Raw genomic sequence first — 20,671 nt, 5'->3', positions numbered from 1 at the left:
ATGGATTCCGGGCTCGCCCTTCAGGCGTCCCGGAATGACGGTTCATGTGGTTTCAAGGAAGCAATGACCCATCCCGGCGAACAGTTTTATCCCGATGGCGTGCGGTGGGACGACACCATCGTCCAGGGCACGCTTCCGGACTTGCTCGCAAAGGCCGCCGCTGACTACGGTCCGCGCACCGCGTTGGAGTTCCGAGACCGTCCGATCAGTTACACCGAGCTCGCCGCGATGGCCGAGCGCGCTGCCGCGGCGTTCCTGCGCGCCGGCTGTGGCAAGAACTCTTCCGTCGCGCTGTTCCTCGGCAACACGCCCGATCATCCCATCAATTTCTTCGGCGCGCTCAAGGCCGGCGCCCGCGTCGCGCATCTGTCCCCGCTCGACGGCGAGATCGCGCTGACGCACAAGGTGTCAGACTCAGGCTCGCGCCTGCTGGTCACCTCCAACCTCGCAGCGCTGCTGCCGACGGCGCTGAAATTTTTGGAGAAGGGGTTGATCGATCGCCTGGTCGTCTGCGAGGACGATGATTGGGGCAAGGTCGGTACGCCGCAGGCCGCGATCTCCAGGGATCCCCGCATCGTCACGTTCAAAGCCTTCGTCGAGGGCGCGGCCGCACCGGCAGAGTGGCCATCCGTCACGGCCGACGACGTCGCGCTGCTGCAATATACCGGCGGCACCACCGGGCTGCCCAAGGGCGCGATGCTGACCCACGGCAATCTCACCTCCGCGGTGTCGATCTACGACGTCTGGGGCAAGCCGGCGCGCGCCGCGCGCGGCGATGTCGTCGAGCGCGTGATCTGCGTGCTGCCGCTGTTCCACATCTATGCGCTCACCGTCGTGCTCTTGTCCTCGCTCCGCCGCGGCAATCTGATCTCGCTGCATCAGCGCTTCGACGTCGAAGCCGTGATGCGCGACATCGAGGTCAAGCGCGCGACATATTTTCCGGGTGTGCCGACGATGTGGATTGCGATCGCCGCGCTGCCCGATCTCGACAAGCGCGACTTCTCCTCGCTCGTCACCATCGGCTCCGGCGGTGCGCCGTTGCCGGTGGAGATCGCGAATTTCTTCGAGCGCAAGGTCGGCAAGAAGCTGCGCAGCGGCTGGGGCATGACCGAGACCTGCTCGCCCGGCACCGGCCATCCGCCCACGGGCCCGGACAAGCCCGGCTCGATTGGCCTGATGCTGCCCGGTATCGAGCTCGACGTCGTCGCGCTGGACGATCCGAGACGCGTGCTGCCGCCGGGCGACGTCGGCGAGATCCGCATCAAGGGCCCGAACGTCACCAAGGGCTACTGGAACAAGCCGGAGGGATCGACTGATGCCTTCGTCGACGGCCGCTTCCTCACCGGCGACATCGGCTACATGGATGCCGACGGCTATTTCTTCCTGGTCGATCGCAAGAAGGACATGATCATCTCCGGCGGCTTCAACGTCTATCCGCAGATGATCGAGCAGGCGATCTACACCATTCCGGGCGTGCACGAGGTGATCGTGCTCGGCATCCCCGACCAGTATCGCGGTGAGGCCGCAAAAGCCTTCATCAAGCTGAGGCCCGACGCAAAACCGTTCTCGCTCGACGAGCTCCGCACCCAGCTCACCGGGAAGCTCGGCAAGCATGAACTGCCGGCCGCGGTCGCATTCGTCGACGATCTGCCGCGCACGCCGGTCGGAAAGCTGTCGCGCCACGAATTGCGCCAGCAGCAGAAATCGTCACAATCCACCAAAACCGCATCAGGAGGTCGCTCTTGACCGACGCCGTCATCGTTTCCACCGCCCGCACTCCGATCGGCAAGGCCTATCGCGGCGCGCTCAACGCCACCGAGGGCGCAACCCTGCTCGGCCACGCGATTCGAGAGGCCGTCGCCCGCGCCAAGGTCGACCCCAAGGAGATCGAGGACGTTGTGATGGGCGCAGCCCTTCAGCAGGGCGCGACCGGCGGCAACATCGCGCGCAAGGCGCTGCTGCGCGCCGGCCTGCCCGTCACCGTCGCCGGCACCACCATCGACCGGCAATGTGCCTCGGGCCTGCAGGCGATCGCGCTCGCCGCACGCTCGGTGATCTTCGATGGCGTCGAGATCGCGGTCGGCGGCGGCGGCGAGTCGATCAGCCTCGTGCAGAACGACAAGATGAACGGCTTCCACGCGCAAGATCCGGCGCTGCTCAAGATCAAGGGCGAGGTCTACATGCCCATGATCGACACCGCCGAGGTCGTCGCCAAGCGCTACGGCATCTCGCGCGAGAAGCAGGACGAGTATTCGCTGGAGAGCCAGCGCCGCACTGCCGCAGCCCAACAGGGTGGCAAATTCAAGGACGAGCTCGCGCCGATCACCACGCAGATGGCGGTGATCGACAAGGCCACCGGTGCCGTGTCGATGAAAGAGGTCACGCTGTCGCAAGACGAGGGTCCGCGCCCCGAGACCACGGCCGAAGGCCTTGCCGGCCTCAAGGCCGTGCGCGGCGAAGGTTTCACCATCACCGCCGGCAATGCCAGCCAGCTCTCCGACGGCGCCAGCGCCTCCGTCATCATGAGCGACAAGGAAGCCGCCAAGCGCGGCCTTGCGCCGCTCGGCATCTTCCGCGGCTTCGTCTCCGCCGGCTGCGAGCCGGACGAGATGGGCATCGGCCCGGTCTTCGCCGTGCCGCGCCTACTCAAGCGTCACGGCCTCACCGTTGACGACATCGGCCTCTGGGAACTCAATGAGGCCTTCGCCGTGCAGGTGCTGTATTGCCGCGACAAGCTCGGCATCGACCCCGACAAGATCAACGTCGATGGCGGCGCGATCGCGGTTGGCCATCCCTACGGCATGTCGGGCGCGCGCCTCACCGGCCATGCCCTGATCGAAGGCCGCCGCCGCAAGGCCAAATATGTGGTCGTCACCATGTGCGTCGGTGGCGGCATGGGCGCTGCCGGGCTGTTCGAGGTGCTGCAGTAGCTGCCGTCACGACAACATAAAATCGCTCACAGGAGGATCCGATGGATCTCGCATTCACGAAAGAAGAGCAGGCGTTTCGCGAGGAAGTGCGGCAGTTCTTCCGCGACAACGTGCCGCCGGATACGCGGCGCAAGCTGGTCGAGGGCCGTCACCTCAGCAAGGACGAGATGGTGACGTGGTGGCGCATCCTCAACAAGAAGGGTTGGGGCGTCAGCCACTGGCCCAAGCAATATGGCGGCACCGGCTGGACCAGCGTGCAGCACTACATCTTCAACGAGGAGCTGCAGTCCTATCCGGCGCCGCAGCCGCTCGCCTTCGGCGTCAGCATGGTCGGCCCGGTCATCTACACCTTCGGCAACGAGGAGCAGAAGAAGAAGTACCTGCCACGCATCGCCAATGTCGACGATTGGTGGTGCCAGGGCTTCTCCGAGCCCGGCTCCGGCTCCGACCTCGCCTCGCTCAAGACCAAGGCCGAGCGCAAGGGCGACAAATGGATCATCAACGGCCAGAAGACCTGGACCACGCTGGCCCAGCACGCCGACATGATCTTCTGCCTCTGCCGCACCGACAACAACGCCAAGAAGCAGATGGGCATCTCCTTCATCGTGTTCTCGATGAAGTCGAAAGGCGTCACCGTGCGCCCGATCCAGACCATCGACGGCGGCCATGAGGTCAACGAGGTGTTCTTCGACGACGTCGAGGTGCCCATCGAGAATTTGATCGGCGAGGAGAACAAGGGCTGGGATTACGCAAAATTCCTGCTCGGCAATGAGCGCACCGGCATCGCCCGCGTCGGCGTCTCCAAGGAACGCATCCGCCGCATCAGGGATCTCGCCTCCAAGGTGGAATCCGCTGGGAAGCCGATCATCCAGGACCCCGCCTTCCGCGAGAAGCTCGCCGCCTGCGAGATCGAGCTGAAGGCGCTCGAGCTGACCCAGCTCCGTGTCGTCGCCGACGAGGGCAAGCATGGCAAGGGCAAGCCCAATCCGGCTTCGTCCGTGCTGAAGATCAAGGGCTCCGAGATCCAGCAGACCACCACCGAGCTCTTGATGGAAGTGATCGGCCCGTTCGCCGCGCCCTACGACGTGCACGGCGACGACGGCTCGAACGAAGCCATGGACTGGACCGCCCAGATCGCGCCGAGCTACTTCAACAACCGCAAGGTCTCGATCTACGGCGGCTCCAACGAGATCCAGCGCAACATCATCGCCAAGGCGGTGCTGGGGCTGTGATCTCCCTTCTCCCTCGCCCCGCTCTTGCGGGGAGAGGGTCGGGGTGAGTGCCTCTCTCCGAGCTTGAGATCGTCGAGAGAGCGGTACCCCCTCACCCGGATCGCACCGGACGATGCTTCGCATCGCCGAGGCGATCCGACCTCTCCCCCGCAGGCGGGGAGAGGTGAAGAAGGGCCCCACGCAACGCACACACTCGTTACTTGAGGAAACAGAAATGGATTTTGATCTGTCCGAGGAGCAGCGGCTTCTCAAGGAAAGCATCGACGGCCTCTTGACCGATTCCTACGATTTCGAGAGCCGCAAGAAGTACATGAAGGAGAAGGGCGGCTGGAGCAAAGCCGTCTGGCTCAAGCTCGCCGAGCAGGGTCTGCTCGGCCTGCCCTTCAGCGAGGCCGATGGCGGCTTCGGCGGCGGCGGCGTCGAGACCATGATCGTGATGGAGGCGCTCGGCAAGGCGCTGGTGCTCGAGCCTTATCTGGCAACGGTGGTGATCGGCGGCGGCTTCCTGCGCCACGCCGCCACCGACGCGCAGAAGGCAGCGCACGTACCTTCGCTTATCGACGGCAGCAAGACGCTGGCGTTTGCCCAGCTTGAGAAGAACTCGCGCTACGATCTGTTCGACGTCTCGACGACCGCGAAGAAGAAGGGCGACGCTTACGTGATCGACGGCGAGAAGTTCGTCGTGCTCAACGGCGAGAATGCCGATACCCTGATCGTCACCGCGCGCACCAAGGGCGAGCGCCGCGATCATGGCGGCATCGGCGTGTTCCTGGTCCCCGCCAATGCAAAGGGCGTAGCTAAGAAGGGCTACCCGACCCAGGACGGCCTGCATGCTGCCGACATCACGTTCACCGGCGTCGAGGTCGGCCCCGAGGCCGTGCTCGGCAATCCCGAGGATTCGCTCGCACTGATCGAGCGCGTCGTCGATGAGGCCCGTGTCGCGCTCTGCGCCGAGGCGGTCGGGCTGATGGACGAATCGCTCAAGACCACCGTCGAGTACATCAAGACGCGAAAACAGTTCGGCGTCGCGATCGGCTCGTTCCAATCGCTGCAGCACCGCGCCTCCGACATGTTCGTCGCCGCCGAACAGGCGCGCTCGATGTCGATGTTCGCGACCATGGCGAACGATTTCGAGAACGCTAGGGAGCGCAGCAATGCGATCGCCGCCGCCAAGGTGCAGATCGGCAAGTCGCTGAAATTCGTCGGCCAGCAGTCGATCCAGCTCCATGGCGGCATCGGCATGACCATGGAGGCGAAGATCGGCCACTACTTCAAGCGCCTCACCATGATCGAGAACAGCTTTGGCGACACCGACTACCACCAGCGCCGCGTCGCCGACGCGGGCGGGTTGATCTGACTGATTTAGACCACACGAAGACTGTCATGCCCCGGCTCGACCGGGGCATCCAGTACTCCGCGGCGGCAATTCGTTTACGCAACTTCAGCCGCAGAGTACTGGATCGCCCGATCAAGTGTTCAGCCCGGGGACATGACCGACGGGTGTTCGGGGACATAGCCGACACATCATAGTGCAGGGATTTGGCGGTAAAGGAGGCCAAGTCCATGCCCTGGCGAGAGGTGTCGGTGATGGATCAGCGGCGGGAGTTCGTGCGGCTGGCGATGCAGGAGGGAGCGAACCGGCGGGAGCTCTGCCGGCGGTTCAATATCCATCCCGACACGGGCTACAAGTGGCTTGCACGATGGCAAGCGGATCAGAATGTCAACGACCGCTCGCGCCGACCGCATGCGAGCCCGGGACAGACCGATTGCGAGCTCGAGGCACGTATTCTCGCGGTGCGCGATGCCCATCCGGCATGGGGAGCTCGCAAGATAGCTCACTGCCTGGAGCGCAATGGTTTGCGTTCGCCAGCAGTCTCAACAGTTCATCAGATCTTGCGTCGGTCTGGCCGCATCAAGCCTCCGATCGGCGGCCCGATGGCAAGCCAGCGTTTCGAGATGCCGGCCCCCAATCTGTTGTGGCAGATGGACTTCAAAGGCTGGGTTCGGCTCGGCAATGATACCCAGTGCCATCCTCTGACGGTGGTGGATGACCACTCCCGCTATGATCTGTGTCTGCAGGCCTGTGCCGATCAACGCACAGATACCGTGCGCAGCCGCCTGGAGAAGACCTTTCGCCACTACGGGCTCCCGGAGGCCTTCTTCGTCGACAATGGTTCGCCCTGGGGTGATCCTTCCGGCGAGCGATGGACACGGTTCTCGGTGTGGCTGCTCAAGCTTGGCGTCGCCGTCATCCGCAGCCGCCCATATCACCCGCAAAGCCGCGGCAAGAATGAACGATTCCACCGCACCCTCGCGGCTGAGGTGTTCGCACTGCGACAGTTCCGCGATCTCGCAGAGACGCAGCGTGCCTTCGACGCCTGGCGGGAAGTCTACAACTTCGAACGGCCACACGAGGCGCTCGGACAACAGGTCCCGGCCAGTCGATATCGGCCCAGCCAGCGACCAATGCCCGATCGCTTGCCACAGGTCGAATACGACAGCCATGAGATCGTGCGCCGCGTCTCCACGACCAAGGCCTATGTCAGCTTCAAGGGACGTCTGTGGAAAGTGCCACAGGCCTTCCGTGGCGAGCGCCTCGCCATCCGCCCCTCGGCAAACGATGCGCAATACGGGATCTTCTTTGCCGCCCACCAAATCGCTATCATCGACTTGGCGAGCGGAGAAAGTGTCGGCTATGTCCCCGAACACCCGTCGGTCATGTCCCCGGGCTGAACATCAAGTCGGGCGATGACACCGAGTGTGCGGCCATAGCGGAGCCCAACAATGAAAAACACCCCGTTCGATCTCACCGGCAAGGTCGCCGTGGTCACCGGCTCCAGCCGCGGCATCGGCCGCTCCTCAGCTGAACTCCTGGCAAAGCTCGGGGCAAAAGTCGTGGTGTCCTCGCGCAAGGCCGACGCCTGCAAGGAGGTCGCCGACGGCATCATTGCGGCCGGCGGCGATGCCATCGTCATTCCCTGCAACATCGCACGCAAGACCGAGGTCGAGGCGTTGATCGCGGGTGCGACCAAGCATTACGGCAAGATCGACATCCTCGTCTGCAACGCCGCGGTGAACCCGTATTACGGCCCGTTGCTTGACATCACGGACGAAGCCTTCGACAAGATCATGGGCAGCAACGTCAAGAGCAACATCTGGCTCTCCGCGCTTGCGATCCCGCAAATGGCCGAGCGTGGAGGCGGCTCCGTCATCATCATCTCCTCGATCGGCGGCTTGCGCGGCTCCACCGTGATCGGCGCCTACGGCATCTCGAAAGCTGCCGACTTCGCGCTGTGCCGCTCGCTTGCCGGCGAATGGGGCCCGAAAGGCGTCCGTGTCAACTGCATCGCCCCAGGCCTCGTCAAGACCGATTTCGCCCGCGCGCTGTGGGAAGACGAAGCCATGCTCAAGCGCCGCACCGCCACCACGCCGCTCCGCCGCATCGGCGAACCCGACGAAATCGCCGGTGCCGTCGCCTACCTCGCCTCGGACGCATCGAGCTTCATGACCGGCCAGACCATCGTCATCGACGGCGGCGTGACCACGGCGGCGGTGTAGGGTTCTCACGACTTACAATTGCATCGACGCTGCGCTTCCCTTACCCTCCCCTGGAGGGGGAGGGTCGTTCGCGCGAAGCGCGAGCGGGGTGGGGTGAAGCCACGCAAATGGTCTCAACATCGATCCGACGCGCCGCCGCGAAGAAGCTCCGGGCTAACACGACACCGCATGAACGGATCTTGTGGCGTGCCCTCAAAGAACTTCCGATGGACGGCTCGCACTTCCGCCGGCAGGCGCCGATCGGTCCCTACGTCGTCGACTTCTTCTGTCCGGCCAAGCGCCTCATCATCGAGCTCGACGGCGGACACCACAACGAAGATGATACGGCAGCACGTGACCTCGATCGCCAACGCTGGCTCGAGAACGAAGGTTACCGCGTCATCCGATTCTGGAATTCAAGATTACTGCCGACCTGACCGCCGTGCTCGAACGGATCTATGTAGAGCTGTATCGATCGCGCGAGGCGGAAACGACACCCTTCAAGCACCGTCGAACCTGAAGCTTCAAGGGGGCGCTTCTCTTACCCTCCCCTGGAGGGGGAGGGTCGCTGCGCATGTAATGCGCAGCGGGGTGGGGTGACAGACCATCCGCGAATGCGGTGCTTCTGAACGCGTGTCAAAGATCCTTCTGAAACGAATGTGAGACCGCCTTTGTGGCTTCACCCCACCCCGCCCGCGCTGCGCGCGGTCGACCCTCCCCCTCCAGGGGAGGGTAAGGAGAGCCGCCTTGACCTTGCCGCCCTAATCCGCTCCCTTTGGCGCGACACAATGATCCCCTCCGGGATAACGCCAGGGTAAGCCGCCATGTCTTTCGTCCTCGCCATCGACCAGGGCACCACCTCTTCGCGCGCGATCGTGTTTCGCGGCGACATTTCCATCGCGGCGAAAGCGCAGCAAGAGTTTCCGCAGCATTTTCCGGCCTCGGGCTGGGTCGAGCACGAGCCCGAGGACATCTGGACCTCGACCGTGATGGTGTGCCGCGAGGCGATCGAGCAGGCCGGCATCACCGCAAAGGACATCGCTGCGATCGGCATCACCAATCAGCGCGAGACCACCGTGGTGTGGGACCGCGCCACCGGGCAGGCCGTGCACCGCGCCATCGTCTGGCAGGATCGCCGCACCGCCGACATCTGTGCCAAATTGAAAGCCGATGGCCGCGAGCCCGTGATCTCGCAGAAGACCGGCCTGATCATCGATCCCTATTTTTCCGGCACCAAGGTGGCCTGGATCCTCGACCACGTCCCCGGCGCGCGGGCGCGCGCTGCCCGCGGCGAATTGATGTTCGGTACCGTCGATTGCTATCTGCTCTGGCGCCTCACCGGCGGCAAGGTGCACGTCACCGACGCCACCAACGCCTCGCGCACGCTGCTGTTCAACATCCACACCGGCCAGTGGGACGACGAGCTGCTGGAGATCATCGGCGTGCCGCGCTCGATGCTGCCGGAGGTGAAGGATTCTTCCGCGCGCTTCGGCGAGAGCACGCCGGACCTGTTCGGCGGTGCCATCGCAATCTCCGGCATCGCCGGCGACCAGCAGGCCGCGACCATCGGCCAGGCCTGCTTCCGCCCGGGCATGATGAAGTCGACCTACGGCACCGGCTGCTTCGCGCTGCTCAACACCGGCACCACGCCTGTGGTGTCGAAGAACAAGCTGCTCACCACCGTCGCCTATCAGCTCGGAGGAAAACGCACCTACGCGCTGGAAGGCTCGATCTTCGTCGCAGGCTCAGCGGTGCAGTGGCTGCGCGATGGCCTCGGCATCATCAAGCATGCCGCCGAGACCGGACCTCTTGCCGATCAGTCGGACTCGATGCAGAGCGTCTATCTCGTCCCCGCCTTCGTCGGCATGGGCGCGCCCTATTGGAATCCGCGCGTGCGCGGCGCGCTGTTCGGCCTCACCCGCAACACCGGCCCCGCCGAGCTCGCCCACGCCGCGCTGGAAAGCGTCTGCTACCAGACTTTCGACCTCTGGGCGGCGATGCGCGCGGACTGGCCGAGCTCGGAAACCGCCAGCGTCGTGCTCCGCGTCGACGGCGGCATGACAGCGTCGGATTGGACCATGCAGCGCCTCGCCGATCTGCTCGACGCGCCGGTCGATCGCCCTGTGATCCAGGAGACCACGGCGCTGGGTGCTGCCTATCTCGCCGGCCTCCAGGCGAGCGTCTATCCCGAGCCGACAAAGTTCGCCGACAATTGGCGCCTCGAGCACCGCTTCAAGCCGAACATGAGCGAGGCGACGCGGGAGCGGAAGCTCGCGGGATGGGCAAGGGCGGTCAAGGGCGTGCTGGCGAGCGACGAGGGGGAAGGGTAGGCACGTCCCCCTACTCGCATGGAGCGGAGCGCAATCGATTGCCTCCACACAGTCATTGCGAGGAGCCCTTGCGACGAAGCAATCCAGACTGTCTCCGCGGAAAGATACTGGATTGCTTCGCTGCGCTCGCAATGACGGAGTGTGAGCGCCGCCGTCCGCTTTTGCAATTGGCAGATCAATGCGCGCGGCCCGATGATGTCACCCTGAAGCTAGCCGTCGAAACTCACCGCCGTGGTGTTGGCGCCGCAGACCAGGACCGCGACGCGCTCACCGGGCGAGGGACGGTAGCGACCGGAGAGCAGCGCGGCAAAGGCGGCTGCGCCGCCGGGTTCGGCCACCAGGCGCAGGTGCGACCACAGGGCGGCCTGTGCTTGCCGGATCGCATCATCGCTGACCAGGATGACGCGCTCGACATGAGCGCGCGCGATCGGAAACATCAATTCGCCGACGCGTCGCGGCGCAAGGCTATCAGCAGCGAGACCGCCCGCCGGTGCATCGACCGGGGCTCCCGCTTCGAAGGCGGCGTGCAGGGTCGGCGATTGCTCCGGCTCGACCGCGACGATGCGCGTCCTGCCGGCATACCACGCCGCAATGCCGCCGATCAGCCCGCCGCCACCGACCGCTACCAGCGGCGTGTCGATGCCGGGAGCATCCTGCTCCAGCTCCAGGCCGACGCTGCCCTGGCCGAGCAGGGTCTCGGCCTGGTCGTAGGCGTGGACGGCCAGCGCGCCGGTCTGCGCGACATGGGCTTCGCTTGCGGCGAGCGCATCGGCATAGCGGCTGCCTGCGATCACGAGCTTGGCGCCATAGCCCCTGATCCGCTCGGCCTTGGCCGGCGAGGTGATGTCGGGCACGAAGATCGTGGCGGGAATGCCGAGCCGCTGCGCCGCATAGGCCACCGCCGCACCGTGATTGCCGCCGGATGCGGCGACGACGCCCGTCTCGGGCACCTGCCGCAGCAGCAGGTTGGCGAAGGCGCCCCGCGCCTTGAACGATCCGGAATGCTGCAGCATCTCCAGCTTGAACGTGACTGGTAAGGCCGCCAGGCCGAAATCCGCAAGATCCGCCTGAACGAGTGGCGTGCGCCTGATATGCGGGCGGATCACGGCCTCGGTCGCCGCAATTCGCTCCCGTGTGATGTTCGTTGTCGCTGTCATGATGCTGTCCTTGATAGCGCATCGGAGGGTTGACATCAATTAGGTAATTAGCAAAATGGCTAAATGAAATTTGCCGTCGCCTTGCGCGCGCTCGCCAACGAGCGCCGCCTGCAAATCCTGGACTGGCTGCGCGATCCCAGGAAGCATTTTCGCGAGCAGGCCGATGGCGACCTGGTCGAGGACGGCGTCTGCGGATTGCTGATCGCCGAGAAGCTCGGCGTCAGCGCGCCGACGGTGAGCGAGCACATGCGGGTGCTGACGGCCGCAAAGCTGGTGCGCGCCAAGCGCGTCAAGCAGTGGACGATGTACAAGCGCAACGAGGCCGCGATCGCCGCCATCAAGCGCTCGATCCAGGACGGCCTTTGAGCGCGCGGCGCGTGCCTTTGCGAATGGTGCTGCCGCGGGTGCTATTGCAGCCGGCGCAATGCTCCATTTCCAAGATCTTCCTTGCGCGGCAGCGGTCTTGTCGTCGACACTGATCGGCCCTGCCGTGTCCAACCACTGGGAAGAGCAAGCCCCATGTTCCTGATCGGCCAATATGATTCCCCCTTCGTCCGCCGCGCCGCCATCGCGCTGAAGCTCTATGGCCTCGCCTTCGAGCACAAGCCGTGGTCGACCTTCGGCGATGCCGACAGAATCGCGCCGTACAATCCGCTGCGCCGCGTGCCCACCCTGGTGCTCGATGACGGCGAGGCGCTGATCGAGAGCACGATCATCCTCGATTATCTCGACGAGCTCGTTGGTCCCGACAAGGCGATGCTGCCGCGCAGCGGCGCCGAGCGGCGCAAGCATTTGCGCATCTGCGCGCTCGCCTCCGGCCTCGGCGACAAGGCGGTGAGCCTGCTCTATGAGCGCGTGCTGCGGAAGGAGCAGCTCGCGCTGTGGGTCGAGCGCTGCCAGGCGCAGATCGCGGATGTGCTCGCCTTGCTGGAGGCCGAGCGCGCCAAGGTGACGACGCCGTACTGGCTCGGGACGCGCATCGGCCACGCCGATATCGCAGTGGCCTGCGTCGTCCGCTTCACCCGCGAGGCGCACCCGCAGCTGTTCGATGCTTCGCGCTATCCGGCGCTCGCGGCGCATAGCGAGCGTTGCGAGGCCTTGGCGCCGTTCAAGGAGATCGTGCAGCCGCTGGCCCCGCCGAAGGGGTGAGTTTCTTACCCTCCCCTGGAGGAGGAGGGTCGATCGCGCGCAGCGCGAGCGGGGTGGGGTGGTCTCTCACCACTGGCAGTGCGTGCGCGGACAGACCGTCACCCCACCTCGGTCCGCATTCCGCTTCGCTGCATGCGAACCGATCCTCCCCCTCCAGGGGAGGATGGGGACCGGGGGTGCAGGAAGAGTGAAAGGACATATCCGCTGGCGTTGCGTCACCGGGCACAGCAGCCGATGATGGAATATTACCCCTGTTTTGCCCGACGCCGCAACTCGTTTTCGGCAATACCGAAATTGTCCAGCCTTTTCAACCCCATCGCTACTGTGCATGGGGTTGTTTTCTCACTTTTTGTTCTTGAGCGGACCTATCCCGCCCCCGCGCGTTTCTTCTGCCAGACGAGGTGCACCGCGCAGGTGCAGCCCGGCGGATGCGAGGCGAGGTCTTTCGGCATCTCGTCGTTGGCCGGCGTTGCCGCGAAGGCCTTGTCTTGCTGCGACGGAATGTAGTTCAGCACCGGCGCCAGCCAGCGCTCGGTCTCCGCCACGCTCATCCCCTTGCGCGCGGCGTAGTCCTCGACCTGGTCGCGCTCGATCTTGCCGACGCCGAAATAATAGCTCTGGGGACTGGCGAAATAGAGCCCGGACACGGATGAGCCCGGCCACATCGCAAAGCTCTCGGTCAGCTTCACGCCGGCGGTCGCTTCTGCATCGAGCAGCGCGAACAGCGTCGCCTTCTCGGTGTGATCGGGCTGCGCGGGATAACCGGGCGCGGGGCGGATGCCCTGATACTTCTCCAGGATCAGCTCCTCGTTGGTGAGCGCCTCGCTAGGTGCATAGGCCCAGAACTCGCGGCGCACGCGGGCATGCATGCGCTCGGCGAAAGCTTCGGCGAGGCGATCGGCCAGCGCCTTGCACAGGATCGAGGAGTAGTCGTCATTGGCTTTTCTGAAGCGGTCGGCGACCACATCCTCGCCGATGCCGGCGGTGACGACGAAGCCGCCGACATAGTCGGGCACTCCGGTGCCGACGGGCGCGACGAAGTCGGCGAGCGCCGCGTTGAAGCGGCCCTCGCGCTTCTCGAGCTGCTGGCGCAGCGTGTGCAGCGTCGCAATGCTCTTGGTCCGGCTTTCATCGGCATAGAGCACGATGTCGTCACCTTCAGTATTCGCCGGCCAGAATCCGATGGTCGCACGCGCTCGGAACCACTTCTCCTTCACGATGGTGTCGAGCATCTTGCGCGCGTCGTCATAGAGCGAGCGCGCGACCTCGCCGACCTTGGCGTCGTCGAGGATGGCGGGGAAGCGTCCGGCGAGCTCCCAGGTCTGGAAGAACGGCGTCCAGTCGATGTAAGGCACGAGCTCGGCGATGTCGTAGTCGTCGAAGCTCCTGATGCCGAGGAAAGTCGGCTTCACCGGCTTGTTCGCGGCAAAATCGACCGGCACGCGGTTGGCGCGGGCATCGGCCAGCTTCAGCCGCTTCTTGTCGGCCTGCGCGCGCAGATGCGCCTCTGAAATCTTCGCGTATTCGGCGCGCACCTCGGCGGCATAGGCCTCGCGCTTCTCCGGCGAGAGCAGCGCCGAGGCCACGCCGACGGCGCGGCTGGCGTCGTTGACATGCACGACCGGGCCGGCGCGATAGCTCGGGTCGATCTTCACCGCCGTATGCACGCGGCTCGTGGTGGCGCCGCCGATCAAGAGCGGCAGCTTGAGGCCTTCGCGCTGCAATTCGCCGGCGAAGAACGCCATCTCGTCGAGCGAAGGCGTGATCAGGCCTGATAGCCCGACGATGTCGGCCTTCTCCGCCTTCACGGTCTCGACGATCTTGGCCGCCGGCACCATCACGCCGAGGTCGATCACCTCGAAATTGTTGCACTGGAGCACGATGCCGACGATGTTCTTGCCGATGTCGTGGACGTCGCCCTTGACGGTCGCGAGCACGATCTTGCCGGCGGACGAGGAGCCTTCGGTGCCGATGCCGCTGGCGAGGTTGCGCGCCTTCTCCTCCTCCATGAACGGCATGAGGTAAGCGACGGCCTGCTTCATCACGCGCGCGGACTTCACCACCTGCGGCAGGAACATCTTGCCGTCGCCGAAGAGATCGCCGACCACGTTCATGCCCGCCATCAGCGGCCCCTCGATCACGTCGAGCGGACGCGAGGACAGTTTGCGGGCCTCTTCGGTGTCCTGTTCGATGAATTCGGTGATGCCATGGACCAGCGCGTGGCTCAGCCGCTTCTCCACCGGCCATTCGCGCCAGGCGAGATCGGCTTCCTTGGCTTCCGTCTTCTTGCCGCGGAATTTTTCCGCAAGCGCCAGCAGGCGCTCGGATGCGCCGGCATCGCGATTGAGGACGACGTCCTCGCAGGTCTGGCGCAGCTCGGGGTCGATGTCGTCATAGACGATCATCTGCCCGGCATTGACGATGCCCATGTCCATGCCCGCCTTGATGGCATGATACAGGAACACCGAGTGCATGGCCTCGCGCACCGGCTCGTTGCCGCGGAACGAGAACGACAGGTTGGAGACGCCGCCCGAGACATGCGCGCCCGGCAGGTTCTGGCGGATCCAGCGCGTCGCCTCGATGAAGTCGACGCCGTAATTGTTGTGCTCCTCGATGCCGGTCGCGATCGCAAAAATGTTGGGATCGAAGATGATGTCCTCGGGCGGGAAGCCGACGCGGTTCACCAGGATGTCGTAGGCGCGCTTGCAGATCTCGGTCTTGCGCGCGAACGTGTCGGCCTGGCCGACCTCGTCGAATGCCATCACCACGACGGCTGCGCCATGGCGGCGGGCGATCTTCGCCTCGTGAATGAACTTGTCCTTGCCTTCCTTCATCGAGATCGAATTGACGACCGGCTTGCCCTGCACGCATTTCAGGCCGGCCTCGATCACCGAGAATTTCGAGGAATCGACCATCACGGGGACGCGGGCGATGTCGGGCTCGGCGGCGACGAGGTTGAGGAAGGTCACCATCGCCGCTTCGGAATCGAGCAGGCCCTCGTCCATGTTGACGTCGATGATTTGTGCGCCGTTCTCGACCTGGTCGCGCGCGACCTGCAGCGCGGCGGTGTAGTCGCCGGCGGTGATCAGCTTGCGGAAGCGGGCCGAGCCGGTGACGTTGGTGCGCTCGCCGACATTGACGAAGGGAATGGCATCCGTCAGCACGAACGGCTCGAGGCCGGAGAGCCGCAAGCGCGGCGCGATCTCCGGCACGATGCGCGGCTTGTGCGGGGCCACCGCGGCGGCAATCGCCGCGATGTGATCCGGCGTGGTGCCGCAGCAGCCGCCGACGATGTTGACGAGGCCGTCCCGCGCGAACTCGCCGATCAGGCGCGCCATGTATTCCGGGCTCTCGTCATACTGGCCGAACTCGTTCGGCAGGCCGGCATTGGGATAGGCGCACACGAGCGTGTCGGCGACACGGCCGATATCGGCGATATGCGCGCGCAGGTCCTCGGCGCCGAGCGCGCAGTTGAAGCCGATGGTAACAGGCTTGGCGTGCCGCACCGAATTCCAGAACGCTTCCGGCATCTGGCCCGAGAGCAGGCGGCCGGATTTGTCGGTGATGGTGCCCGACACCATCACCGGCATGTCGATGCCGCGCTCTTCGGTGATCTCGGCGATCGCATAGAGCGCCGCCTTGGCGTTGAGCGTATCGAAGATGGTCTCGACCAGCAGCAGATCGACGCCGCCGTCGATCAGGCCGCGGATCTGCTCGCCATAGGATTTGCGCAAATCATCGAAGGTGACGGCGCGGTAGCCGGGATTGGAAACGTCGGGTGAGATCGAGGCGGTGCGGTTGGTCGGGCCGATGGCACCCGCAACGAAACGCGGCTTGCCGTCCTCGGCCTCGACACGGCGTGCCGCGTTGCCTGCGAGGCGGGCGCCTTCACGCGCCATCTCGTAGACGATGTCGGTGAGGTCGTAATCGGCCTGCGCGATCGAGGTCGTGGAGAAAGTGTTGGTCGCGACGATGTCGGCGCCGGCACGCAAATAGGCGGCGTGGATGTCCTCGATCGCCTGCGGCTGGGTCAGGATCAACAAATCGTTGTTGCCGCGCAGGTCGCGATGAAAAGTCTTGAATCGCTCGCCGCGGAAGGCCGCCTCGTCGAGCTGGAGATTCTGGATCATCGTGCCCATGGCGCCGTCGAGCACGAGGATGCGTTCGCGCGCGGCGTTCAGCAGGGCAGTTCGCTTGGGAGAGGTGGCTACGGTCATCTGATCTTACGCAGCTTTCTGTGCGCTCTTGGCGCGAATGCCGAGCAAATGGCTGATCGCGAACACGAGATCGGCGCGGTTCATGGTGTAGAAGTGGAAGGTGTCGACGCCGTGCTTCGCCAGCTTCTGCACCTGGCCGGCCGCAACGGTTGCGGCCACCAGCTTGCGGGTCTCGGCGTCGTCGTCGAGGCCTTCGAATTTCGCGGCGAACCAGTCCGGCACGGTGGTGCCAGCGCGGGTGACGAAATTACGGGCCTGCTTGAAATTGTGCATGGGCATGATGCCCGGCACGATCGGGATGTCGATGCCGCGGGCGCGGACGCGGTCGAGGTAGCGGAAGTAGAGGTCGTTATCGAAGAACACCTGGGTGATCGCGCGCGTCGCACCCGCATCGACCTTGGCCTTCAGCGTGTCGATATCGGCGTCGAAGTCGCGCGCCTCGGGGTGCTTCTCGGGATAGGCCGACACGCTCACTTCGATATCGCCGTGCCGCTTCTTGATCCCCGCGACGAGCTCGGCCGAGCTCTGGTAGCCGTCGGGATGGCTGAAGTAGGGCGTGCCGATGCCGCCAACGGGATCACCGCGCAAGGCCACGATGTGGCGCACGCCGACCTCGTGATAGCGGTCGACGATCTCGTCGATCTCGCCGCGCGAGGCGCCGACGCAGGTCAGATGCGCCGCCGGCAGCAGCGCGGTCTCTTTCAGGATGCGGGCGATGGTGGAATGGGTGCGCTCGCGGGTCGAGCCGCCGGCGCCGTAGGTCACCGAGACGAATTTCGGGTCAAGCGGGGCCAGCCGGTTGATGGCGTCCCAAAGATTCCGCTCCATCTCCTCGGTCTTGGGCGGAAAGAACTCGAACGAGATCGCAGGCCGCTTGAGGTGCCCGTCTTGCCTGTTGTCTTGGCCAGGCGTCGTCACGTCAGTCATGGCACCACTCACTCCAATTTCAGGCGGCGATCCGTCTTGAGAGACCTAAAAATACGGCAAAGCCCGTTTGATCGACAGCCCATCGATGATGGGAAATTGCCCACTACGGGGTGAACATAAGGAATTTCGTTGCTATTTGCGATCTTGGTGGGAAATAGGTCGAGAGAACATAGTATTTTGATATAAAATGACTATTTTAAATAGTTGACTCTTCGGCGATCCCGATTTCGTCGGTGGGCAGATCGAATTTAGTTATGCAGAAGCAATAATTATCCCAACTCGACGTCTCAGCGTGTCCGCCGGTCCGTACACGTCAGGCCTGCGCAGCCTGCCGTTGCCGCTGCCCGGCACTCCATTACGTTAACGCGCCATGATCCCGCTCTCAGTCCTCGACCTCTCGGTCGTCACCACCGGCACCAAGCCCGCCGCGGCGCTGCGCAACAGCATCGATCTGGCGCGCCACGTCGATGGGCTTGGCTATGTCCGCTACTGGCTCGCCGAGCATCACAACCTCGCGTCCGTCGCGAGCCCCGCGCCCGACGTGATGATCGGGCAGATCGCGGCGGTGACGAAACACATCCGCGTCGGCTCCGGCGGCGTAATGCTGCCCAACCACGCGCCGCTGGTGGTGGCCGAGCGCTTCAAGATGCTGGAGGCGCTGTTTCCTGGTCGTATCGACCTCGGTCTCGGCCGCGCCCCCGGTACCGACGGCGCCACCGCCTACGCGCTGCGCAGCCGCCTCGATCGCCGCGAGGGCGACGATTTCCTGGAGCGGCTGCACGAGCTGATTTTGTGGGAGACCCGCGAATTCCCCTCGGGCCACCCCTACAACAATGTCGTCGCCATGCCCGACGACACCAGGCTGCCGCCGATCTGGCTGCTCGGCTCGAGCGATTATTCCTCCGAGCTCGCCGCAGAGGTCGGCATGGGCTTCGCCTTCGCCCATCACTTCGCCTCACACGATGCGATCGATGCGATGGTGCATTACCGCAACCGCTTCCAGCCCTCGGCCTGGCGCGCCCGCCCGCACGCAATCCTCGCGGTCGCGGCCATCACGGCCGACACCGATGAGGAGGCCGAAAGGCTCGCCAGCTCCTTCGACCTCAACCGCCTTCGCCGCGACCGCGGCCAATATCTTCCGCTGCCGAGCGTCGAGGAGGCGCTGGCCTATCCCTATACGGATGCTGAGCGCATCTCGATCCTCCGCAACCGCTCGCGCCTGTTCGTCGGCAGCCCGACAAACGTGCAGAGGAAGCTTCAACCGCTGATCTATGCGAGCAAGCCGGACGAGCTGATGGTGATCACCGCCGTGTATGATCACGAGGCACGCAAGAAGTCGTATTCACTGCTGGCGGAGGCGTTCGGGCTGGCGAAAAGTGCGGCTTAGATCGTGCCTCGGACGCAGCGCAGCATGAAATGATGCGCTGCTGAGCCGGGGCCCATCGCACGTCTGAGTATCGTGGGGCTGGGTCCCGGCTCGCGCTTCGCGCGTCCGGGACACGAAGCTAATCCTGCGCCTCGCTGAACGTCGCACGGAACGGGTGCCCCGGATACACCCCGACGATGCGGAATTCGCGCGAGAAGAATTTCAGCTCCTCGATCGCGAAGGCGAGGCCCTTGTCATCGGGATGGCCGTCGACGTCGGCGTAGAACTGCGTGGCGAAGAAATTGCCGTCGACCATGTAGCTTTCGAGCTTGGTCATGTTGACGCCGTTGGTGGCAAAGCCGCCGAGCGCCTTGTAGAGCGCGGCCGGCAAATTGCGCACCCGGAAGACGAACGTCGTGACCAGCGGGCCCGAGCCTTGCGCGGCCCATTTCGGCTCGCGCGCCAGTACCACAAAGCGCGTGGTGTTGTGGGCCTCGTCCTCGACGTCCTCGGCGAGGATGTCGAGCCCATAGACCTTCGCGGCGAGGCGCGAGGCGATCGCCGCGACGGTCTTGTCCTTGCGCTCGGAAATGTCGCGGGCGCTGCCGGCGGTGTCGGCGTGCACGATCGGCTTGATGCCGAGCTTGCGGATGATGCGCCGGCACTGTCCGAGCGCATGGACATGGCTCTCCACGCTCTTGATGTCTTCTATCTTGGTGCCCTTCACCGCCATCAGCTGATGCCGGACCGGCAGGAACCATTCGCCGATGATGAAGAGGCCGGAGGCCGGCAGAAGGTGATGGATGTCGGCGACGCGGCCGGCGACCGAATTCTCGATCGGGATCATGCCGAGATCGGCATCGCCCGACGAGATCGCCGACAGCGCGTCCTCGAAGGTGGCGCAGGGCATCGGCTCGGCGTCGGGATAGGCTTCGACGATGGCGATGTGGGAATTGGCCCCAGGCTCGCCCTGGAATGCGATTTTCAGCTTGCTCATGGTCGGCCTTGTAACAGCGGCTCAGGATTTGGAAAGGATGCTACGCGCGGTTTCGAGATCGGGCGGCGTGTCCACGCCACGCGGCACGCTGTCGACGATCATGATGTCGATGCGCATGCCGGCTTCCACCGCCCGGAGCTGTTCCAGGCTCTCCTGGCGCTCCAGAGGCGATGGCGGCAGCGACACGAACCGTTCCAGCGCGGCGCGACGGTAGGCGTAAAGGCCGATGTGGTGGTAACGCGGTCCGTTGCCGTATGGGGCTGTTGCGCGGGTGAAATAGAGTGCCCGTAGCCGCCGCGGCCCGATCGGCGAGCCCACAGCCTTCACGACGCTCGGGGCGAGATCCTCCTCCTCGGTGTGGATCTGCGAGGCCAAAGTCACGATATCGACCGCAGGCTCGGCAAAGGGTGGCAGCACCTCGCGGATAGCCTGAGGCGTGATGGTCGGGAAGTCGCCCTGGAGATTGATCACGATCTCGGCCTTGCCGTCCGGATCGAGCTTTTGCATGGCTTCGTGGATGCGGTCCGAGCCCGAGGGGTGGTCCGGGCGGGTCATCACCGCCTCACCGCCATGGGCGGTCACCACGGACGCGATCTCCGGCGTGTCGGTTGCGACCGCGACCCGGCCGATTGCAGCGGCTTCTGCGCGGCGCAGCACATGTACGATCATCGGCAATCCCGCGATATCGGCGAGCGGCTTGCCGGGCAGGCGGGTGGCGGCCATGCGGGCCGGGATCAGCACCAGGATGCGGGGATCGATCATTGGGTCAAGGGCCTGGAAACGGTGCGTTTTCCGCGCCGAGAAATGGAGTGGGGACGGGCTGAAAGCC

General features: G+C 64.8%; 16 protein-coding genes. 11 read left to right on the top strand and 5 right to left on the bottom strand.

What is annotated here, in order from left to right; all coding sequences use genetic code 11:
- Positions 1-63: 63 nt before the first annotated feature.
- The 8 genes from pimA (at position 64) to glpK (ending at position 10,029) form a co-directional block, all read left to right on the top strand.
- Positions 64-1,746: a dicarboxylate--CoA ligase PimA gene (gene pimA / locus XH85_RS42410; protein ID WP_128936669.1), complete on the top strand. Its 1,683-nt coding sequence runs from the start codon at positions 64-66 to the stop codon at positions 1,744-1,746.
- Positions 1,743-2,930 carry an acetyl-CoA C-acyltransferase gene (locus XH85_RS42405; protein WP_128936668.1) on the top strand — a complete coding sequence of 396 codons (1,188 nt, stop codon included), beginning with the start codon at positions 1,743-1,745 and terminating at the stop codon, positions 2,928-2,930. Before pimA ends, XH85_RS42405 begins: the two co-directional genes overlap by 4 nt.
- Before the next feature lie 41 nt (positions 2,931-2,971).
- Positions 2,972-4,162 carry a pimeloyl-CoA dehydrogenase large subunit gene (gene pimC / locus XH85_RS42400; protein ID WP_128936667.1) on the top strand — a complete coding sequence of 397 codons (1,191 nt, stop codon included), beginning with the start codon at positions 2,972-2,974 and terminating at the stop codon, positions 4,160-4,162.
- A gap of 214 nt (positions 4,163-4,376) precedes the next feature.
- Positions 4,377-5,519, top strand: a complete 1,143-nt coding sequence (gene pimD, locus XH85_RS42390) for a pimeloyl-CoA dehydrogenase small subunit (RefSeq protein WP_128936666.1) — start codon at positions 4,377-4,379, stop codon at positions 5,517-5,519.
- Between the two features lie 206 nt (positions 5,520-5,725).
- Entirely contained in the window at positions 5,726-6,895 is a 1,170-nt protein-coding gene (locus XH85_RS42385; RefSeq protein ID WP_128936665.1) for an IS481 family transposase, read from the top strand.
- A gap of 51 nt (positions 6,896-6,946) precedes the next feature.
- The gene (locus tag XH85_RS42380; protein ID WP_128936664.1) at positions 6,947-7,720 is read left to right on the top strand and encodes an SDR family NAD(P)-dependent oxidoreductase; all 774 of its coding nucleotides are present in this window, start codon (positions 6,947-6,949) and stop codon (positions 7,718-7,720) included.
- 107 nt (positions 7,721-7,827) lie between these two features.
- Positions 7,828-8,136, top strand: a complete 309-nt coding sequence (locus tag XH85_RS42375; RefSeq protein WP_245473868.1) for an endonuclease domain-containing protein — start codon at positions 7,828-7,830, stop codon at positions 8,134-8,136.
- 387 nt (positions 8,137-8,523) lie between these two features.
- Positions 8,524-10,029: a glycerol kinase GlpK gene (gene glpK / locus XH85_RS42370; RefSeq protein ID WP_128936663.1), complete on the top strand. Its 1,506-nt coding sequence runs from the start codon at positions 8,524-8,526 to the stop codon at positions 10,027-10,029.
- Between the two features lie 209 nt (positions 10,030-10,238).
- Here the strand turns inward: glpK and XH85_RS42365 are convergent, their stop codons facing one another.
- Positions 10,239-11,222 (bottom strand): threonine/serine dehydratase, encoded by a 984-nt coding sequence (locus tag XH85_RS42365; RefSeq protein WP_128936662.1) that lies wholly within the window; start codon positions 11,220-11,222, stop codon positions 10,239-10,241.
- Between the two features lie 27 nt (positions 11,223-11,249).
- Between XH85_RS42365 and XH85_RS42360 the strand changes: the two genes are divergently transcribed.
- The gene (locus XH85_RS42360) at positions 11,250-11,552 is read left to right on the top strand and encodes an ArsR/SmtB family transcription factor (protein ID WP_128936661.1); all 303 of its coding nucleotides are present in this window, start codon (positions 11,250-11,252) and stop codon (positions 11,550-11,552) included.
- Between the two features lie 153 nt (positions 11,553-11,705).
- The gene (locus XH85_RS42355) at positions 11,706-12,335 is read left to right on the top strand and encodes a glutathione S-transferase family protein (RefSeq protein ID WP_128936660.1); all 630 of its coding nucleotides are present in this window, start codon (positions 11,706-11,708) and stop codon (positions 12,333-12,335) included.
- A gap of 365 nt (positions 12,336-12,700) precedes the next feature.
- Here the strand turns inward: XH85_RS42355 and metH are convergent, their stop codons facing one another.
- Both metH and metF read right to left on the bottom strand, forming a co-directional pair.
- Positions 12,701-16,552 (bottom strand): methionine synthase, encoded by a 3,852-nt coding sequence (metH, locus tag XH85_RS42350; RefSeq protein WP_128936659.1) that lies wholly within the window; start codon positions 16,550-16,552, stop codon positions 12,701-12,703.
- 6 nt (positions 16,553-16,558) lie between these two features.
- Positions 16,559-17,479, bottom strand: coding sequence for a methylenetetrahydrofolate reductase [NAD(P)H] (metF, locus tag XH85_RS42345; RefSeq protein WP_164934715.1), 921 nt, complete (start codon positions 17,477-17,479; stop codon positions 16,559-16,561).
- A gap of 370 nt (positions 17,480-17,849) precedes the next feature.
- On the opposite strand from metF, the gene XH85_RS42340 reads away from it, so the two are divergent.
- Positions 17,850-18,866 (top strand): LLM class flavin-dependent oxidoreductase, encoded by a 1,017-nt coding sequence (locus XH85_RS42340; RefSeq protein WP_128936657.1) that lies wholly within the window; start codon positions 17,850-17,852, stop codon positions 18,864-18,866.
- A gap of 118 nt (positions 18,867-18,984) precedes the next feature.
- On the opposite strand, the gene XH85_RS42335 is transcribed toward XH85_RS42340, so the two are convergent.
- Both XH85_RS42335 and XH85_RS42330 read right to left on the bottom strand, forming a co-directional pair.
- Positions 18,985-19,842: a prephenate dehydratase gene (locus XH85_RS42335; protein ID WP_128936656.1), complete on the bottom strand. Its 858-nt coding sequence runs from the start codon at positions 19,840-19,842 to the stop codon at positions 18,985-18,987.
- A 21-nt stretch (positions 19,843-19,863) separates the two neighbouring features.
- Positions 19,864-20,604, bottom strand: a complete 741-nt coding sequence (locus tag XH85_RS42330) for a 3-deoxy-manno-octulosonate cytidylyltransferase (RefSeq protein WP_128936655.1) — start codon at positions 20,602-20,604, stop codon at positions 19,864-19,866.
- Between the last annotated feature and the right edge of the window lie 67 nt (positions 20,605-20,671).

Source organism: Bradyrhizobium zhanjiangense (assembly GCF_004114935.1).
GTDB classification, from domain to species: domain Bacteria; phylum Pseudomonadota; class Alphaproteobacteria; order Rhizobiales; family Xanthobacteraceae; genus Bradyrhizobium; species Bradyrhizobium zhanjiangense.
The sequence above is the reverse complement of the archived record's forward strand: the minus strand, read 5'-3'. Positions and strand labels throughout refer to the sequence as shown.

Excerpts from the sequence above, each read along its gene's own strand:
- pimA (WP_128936669.1), top strand. The coding sequence starts at position 64 with ATGACCCATCCCGGCGAACAGTTTTATCCCGATGGCGTGCGGTGGGAC.
- pimC (WP_128936667.1), top strand. The coding sequence starts at position 2,972 with ATGGATCTCGCATTCACGAAAGAAGAGCAGGCGTTTCGCGAGGAAGTG.
- pimD (WP_128936666.1), top strand. The coding sequence starts at position 4,377 with ATGGATTTTGATCTGTCCGAGGAGCAGCGGCTTCTCAAGGAAAGCATC.
- XH85_RS42385 (WP_128936665.1), top strand. The coding sequence starts at position 5,726 with ATGCCCTGGCGAGAGGTGTCGGTGATGGATCAGCGGCGGGAGTTCGTG.
- XH85_RS42380 (WP_128936664.1), top strand. The coding sequence starts at position 6,947 with ATGAAAAACACCCCGTTCGATCTCACCGGCAAGGTCGCCGTGGTCACC.
- XH85_RS42375 (WP_245473868.1), top strand. The coding sequence starts at position 7,828 with ATGGTCTCAACATCGATCCGACGCGCCGCCGCGAAGAAGCTCCGGGCT.
- glpK (WP_128936663.1), top strand. The coding sequence starts at position 8,524 with ATGTCTTTCGTCCTCGCCATCGACCAGGGCACCACCTCTTCGCGCGCG.
- XH85_RS42365 (WP_128936662.1), bottom strand. The coding sequence starts at position 11,222 with ATGTCAACCCTCCGATGCGCTATCAAGGACAGCATCATGACAGCGACA.
- XH85_RS42360 (WP_128936661.1), top strand. The coding sequence starts at position 11,250 with ATGAAATTTGCCGTCGCCTTGCGCGCGCTCGCCAACGAGCGCCGCCTG.
- XH85_RS42355 (WP_128936660.1), top strand. The coding sequence starts at position 11,706 with ATGTTCCTGATCGGCCAATATGATTCCCCCTTCGTCCGCCGCGCCGCC.
- metH (WP_128936659.1), bottom strand. The coding sequence starts at position 16,552 with ATGACCGTAGCCACCTCTCCCAAGCGAACTGCCCTGCTGAACGCCGCG.
- metF (WP_164934715.1), bottom strand. The coding sequence starts at position 17,479 with ATGACTGACGTGACGACGCCTGGCCAAGACAACAGGCAAGACGGGCAC.
- XH85_RS42340 (WP_128936657.1), top strand. The coding sequence starts at position 17,850 with ATGATCCCGCTCTCAGTCCTCGACCTCTCGGTCGTCACCACCGGCACC.
- XH85_RS42335 (WP_128936656.1), bottom strand. The coding sequence starts at position 19,842 with ATGAGCAAGCTGAAAATCGCATTCCAGGGCGAGCCTGGGGCCAATTCC.
- XH85_RS42330 (WP_128936655.1), bottom strand. The coding sequence starts at position 20,604 with ATGATCGATCCCCGCATCCTGGTGCTGATCCCGGCCCGCATGGCCGCC.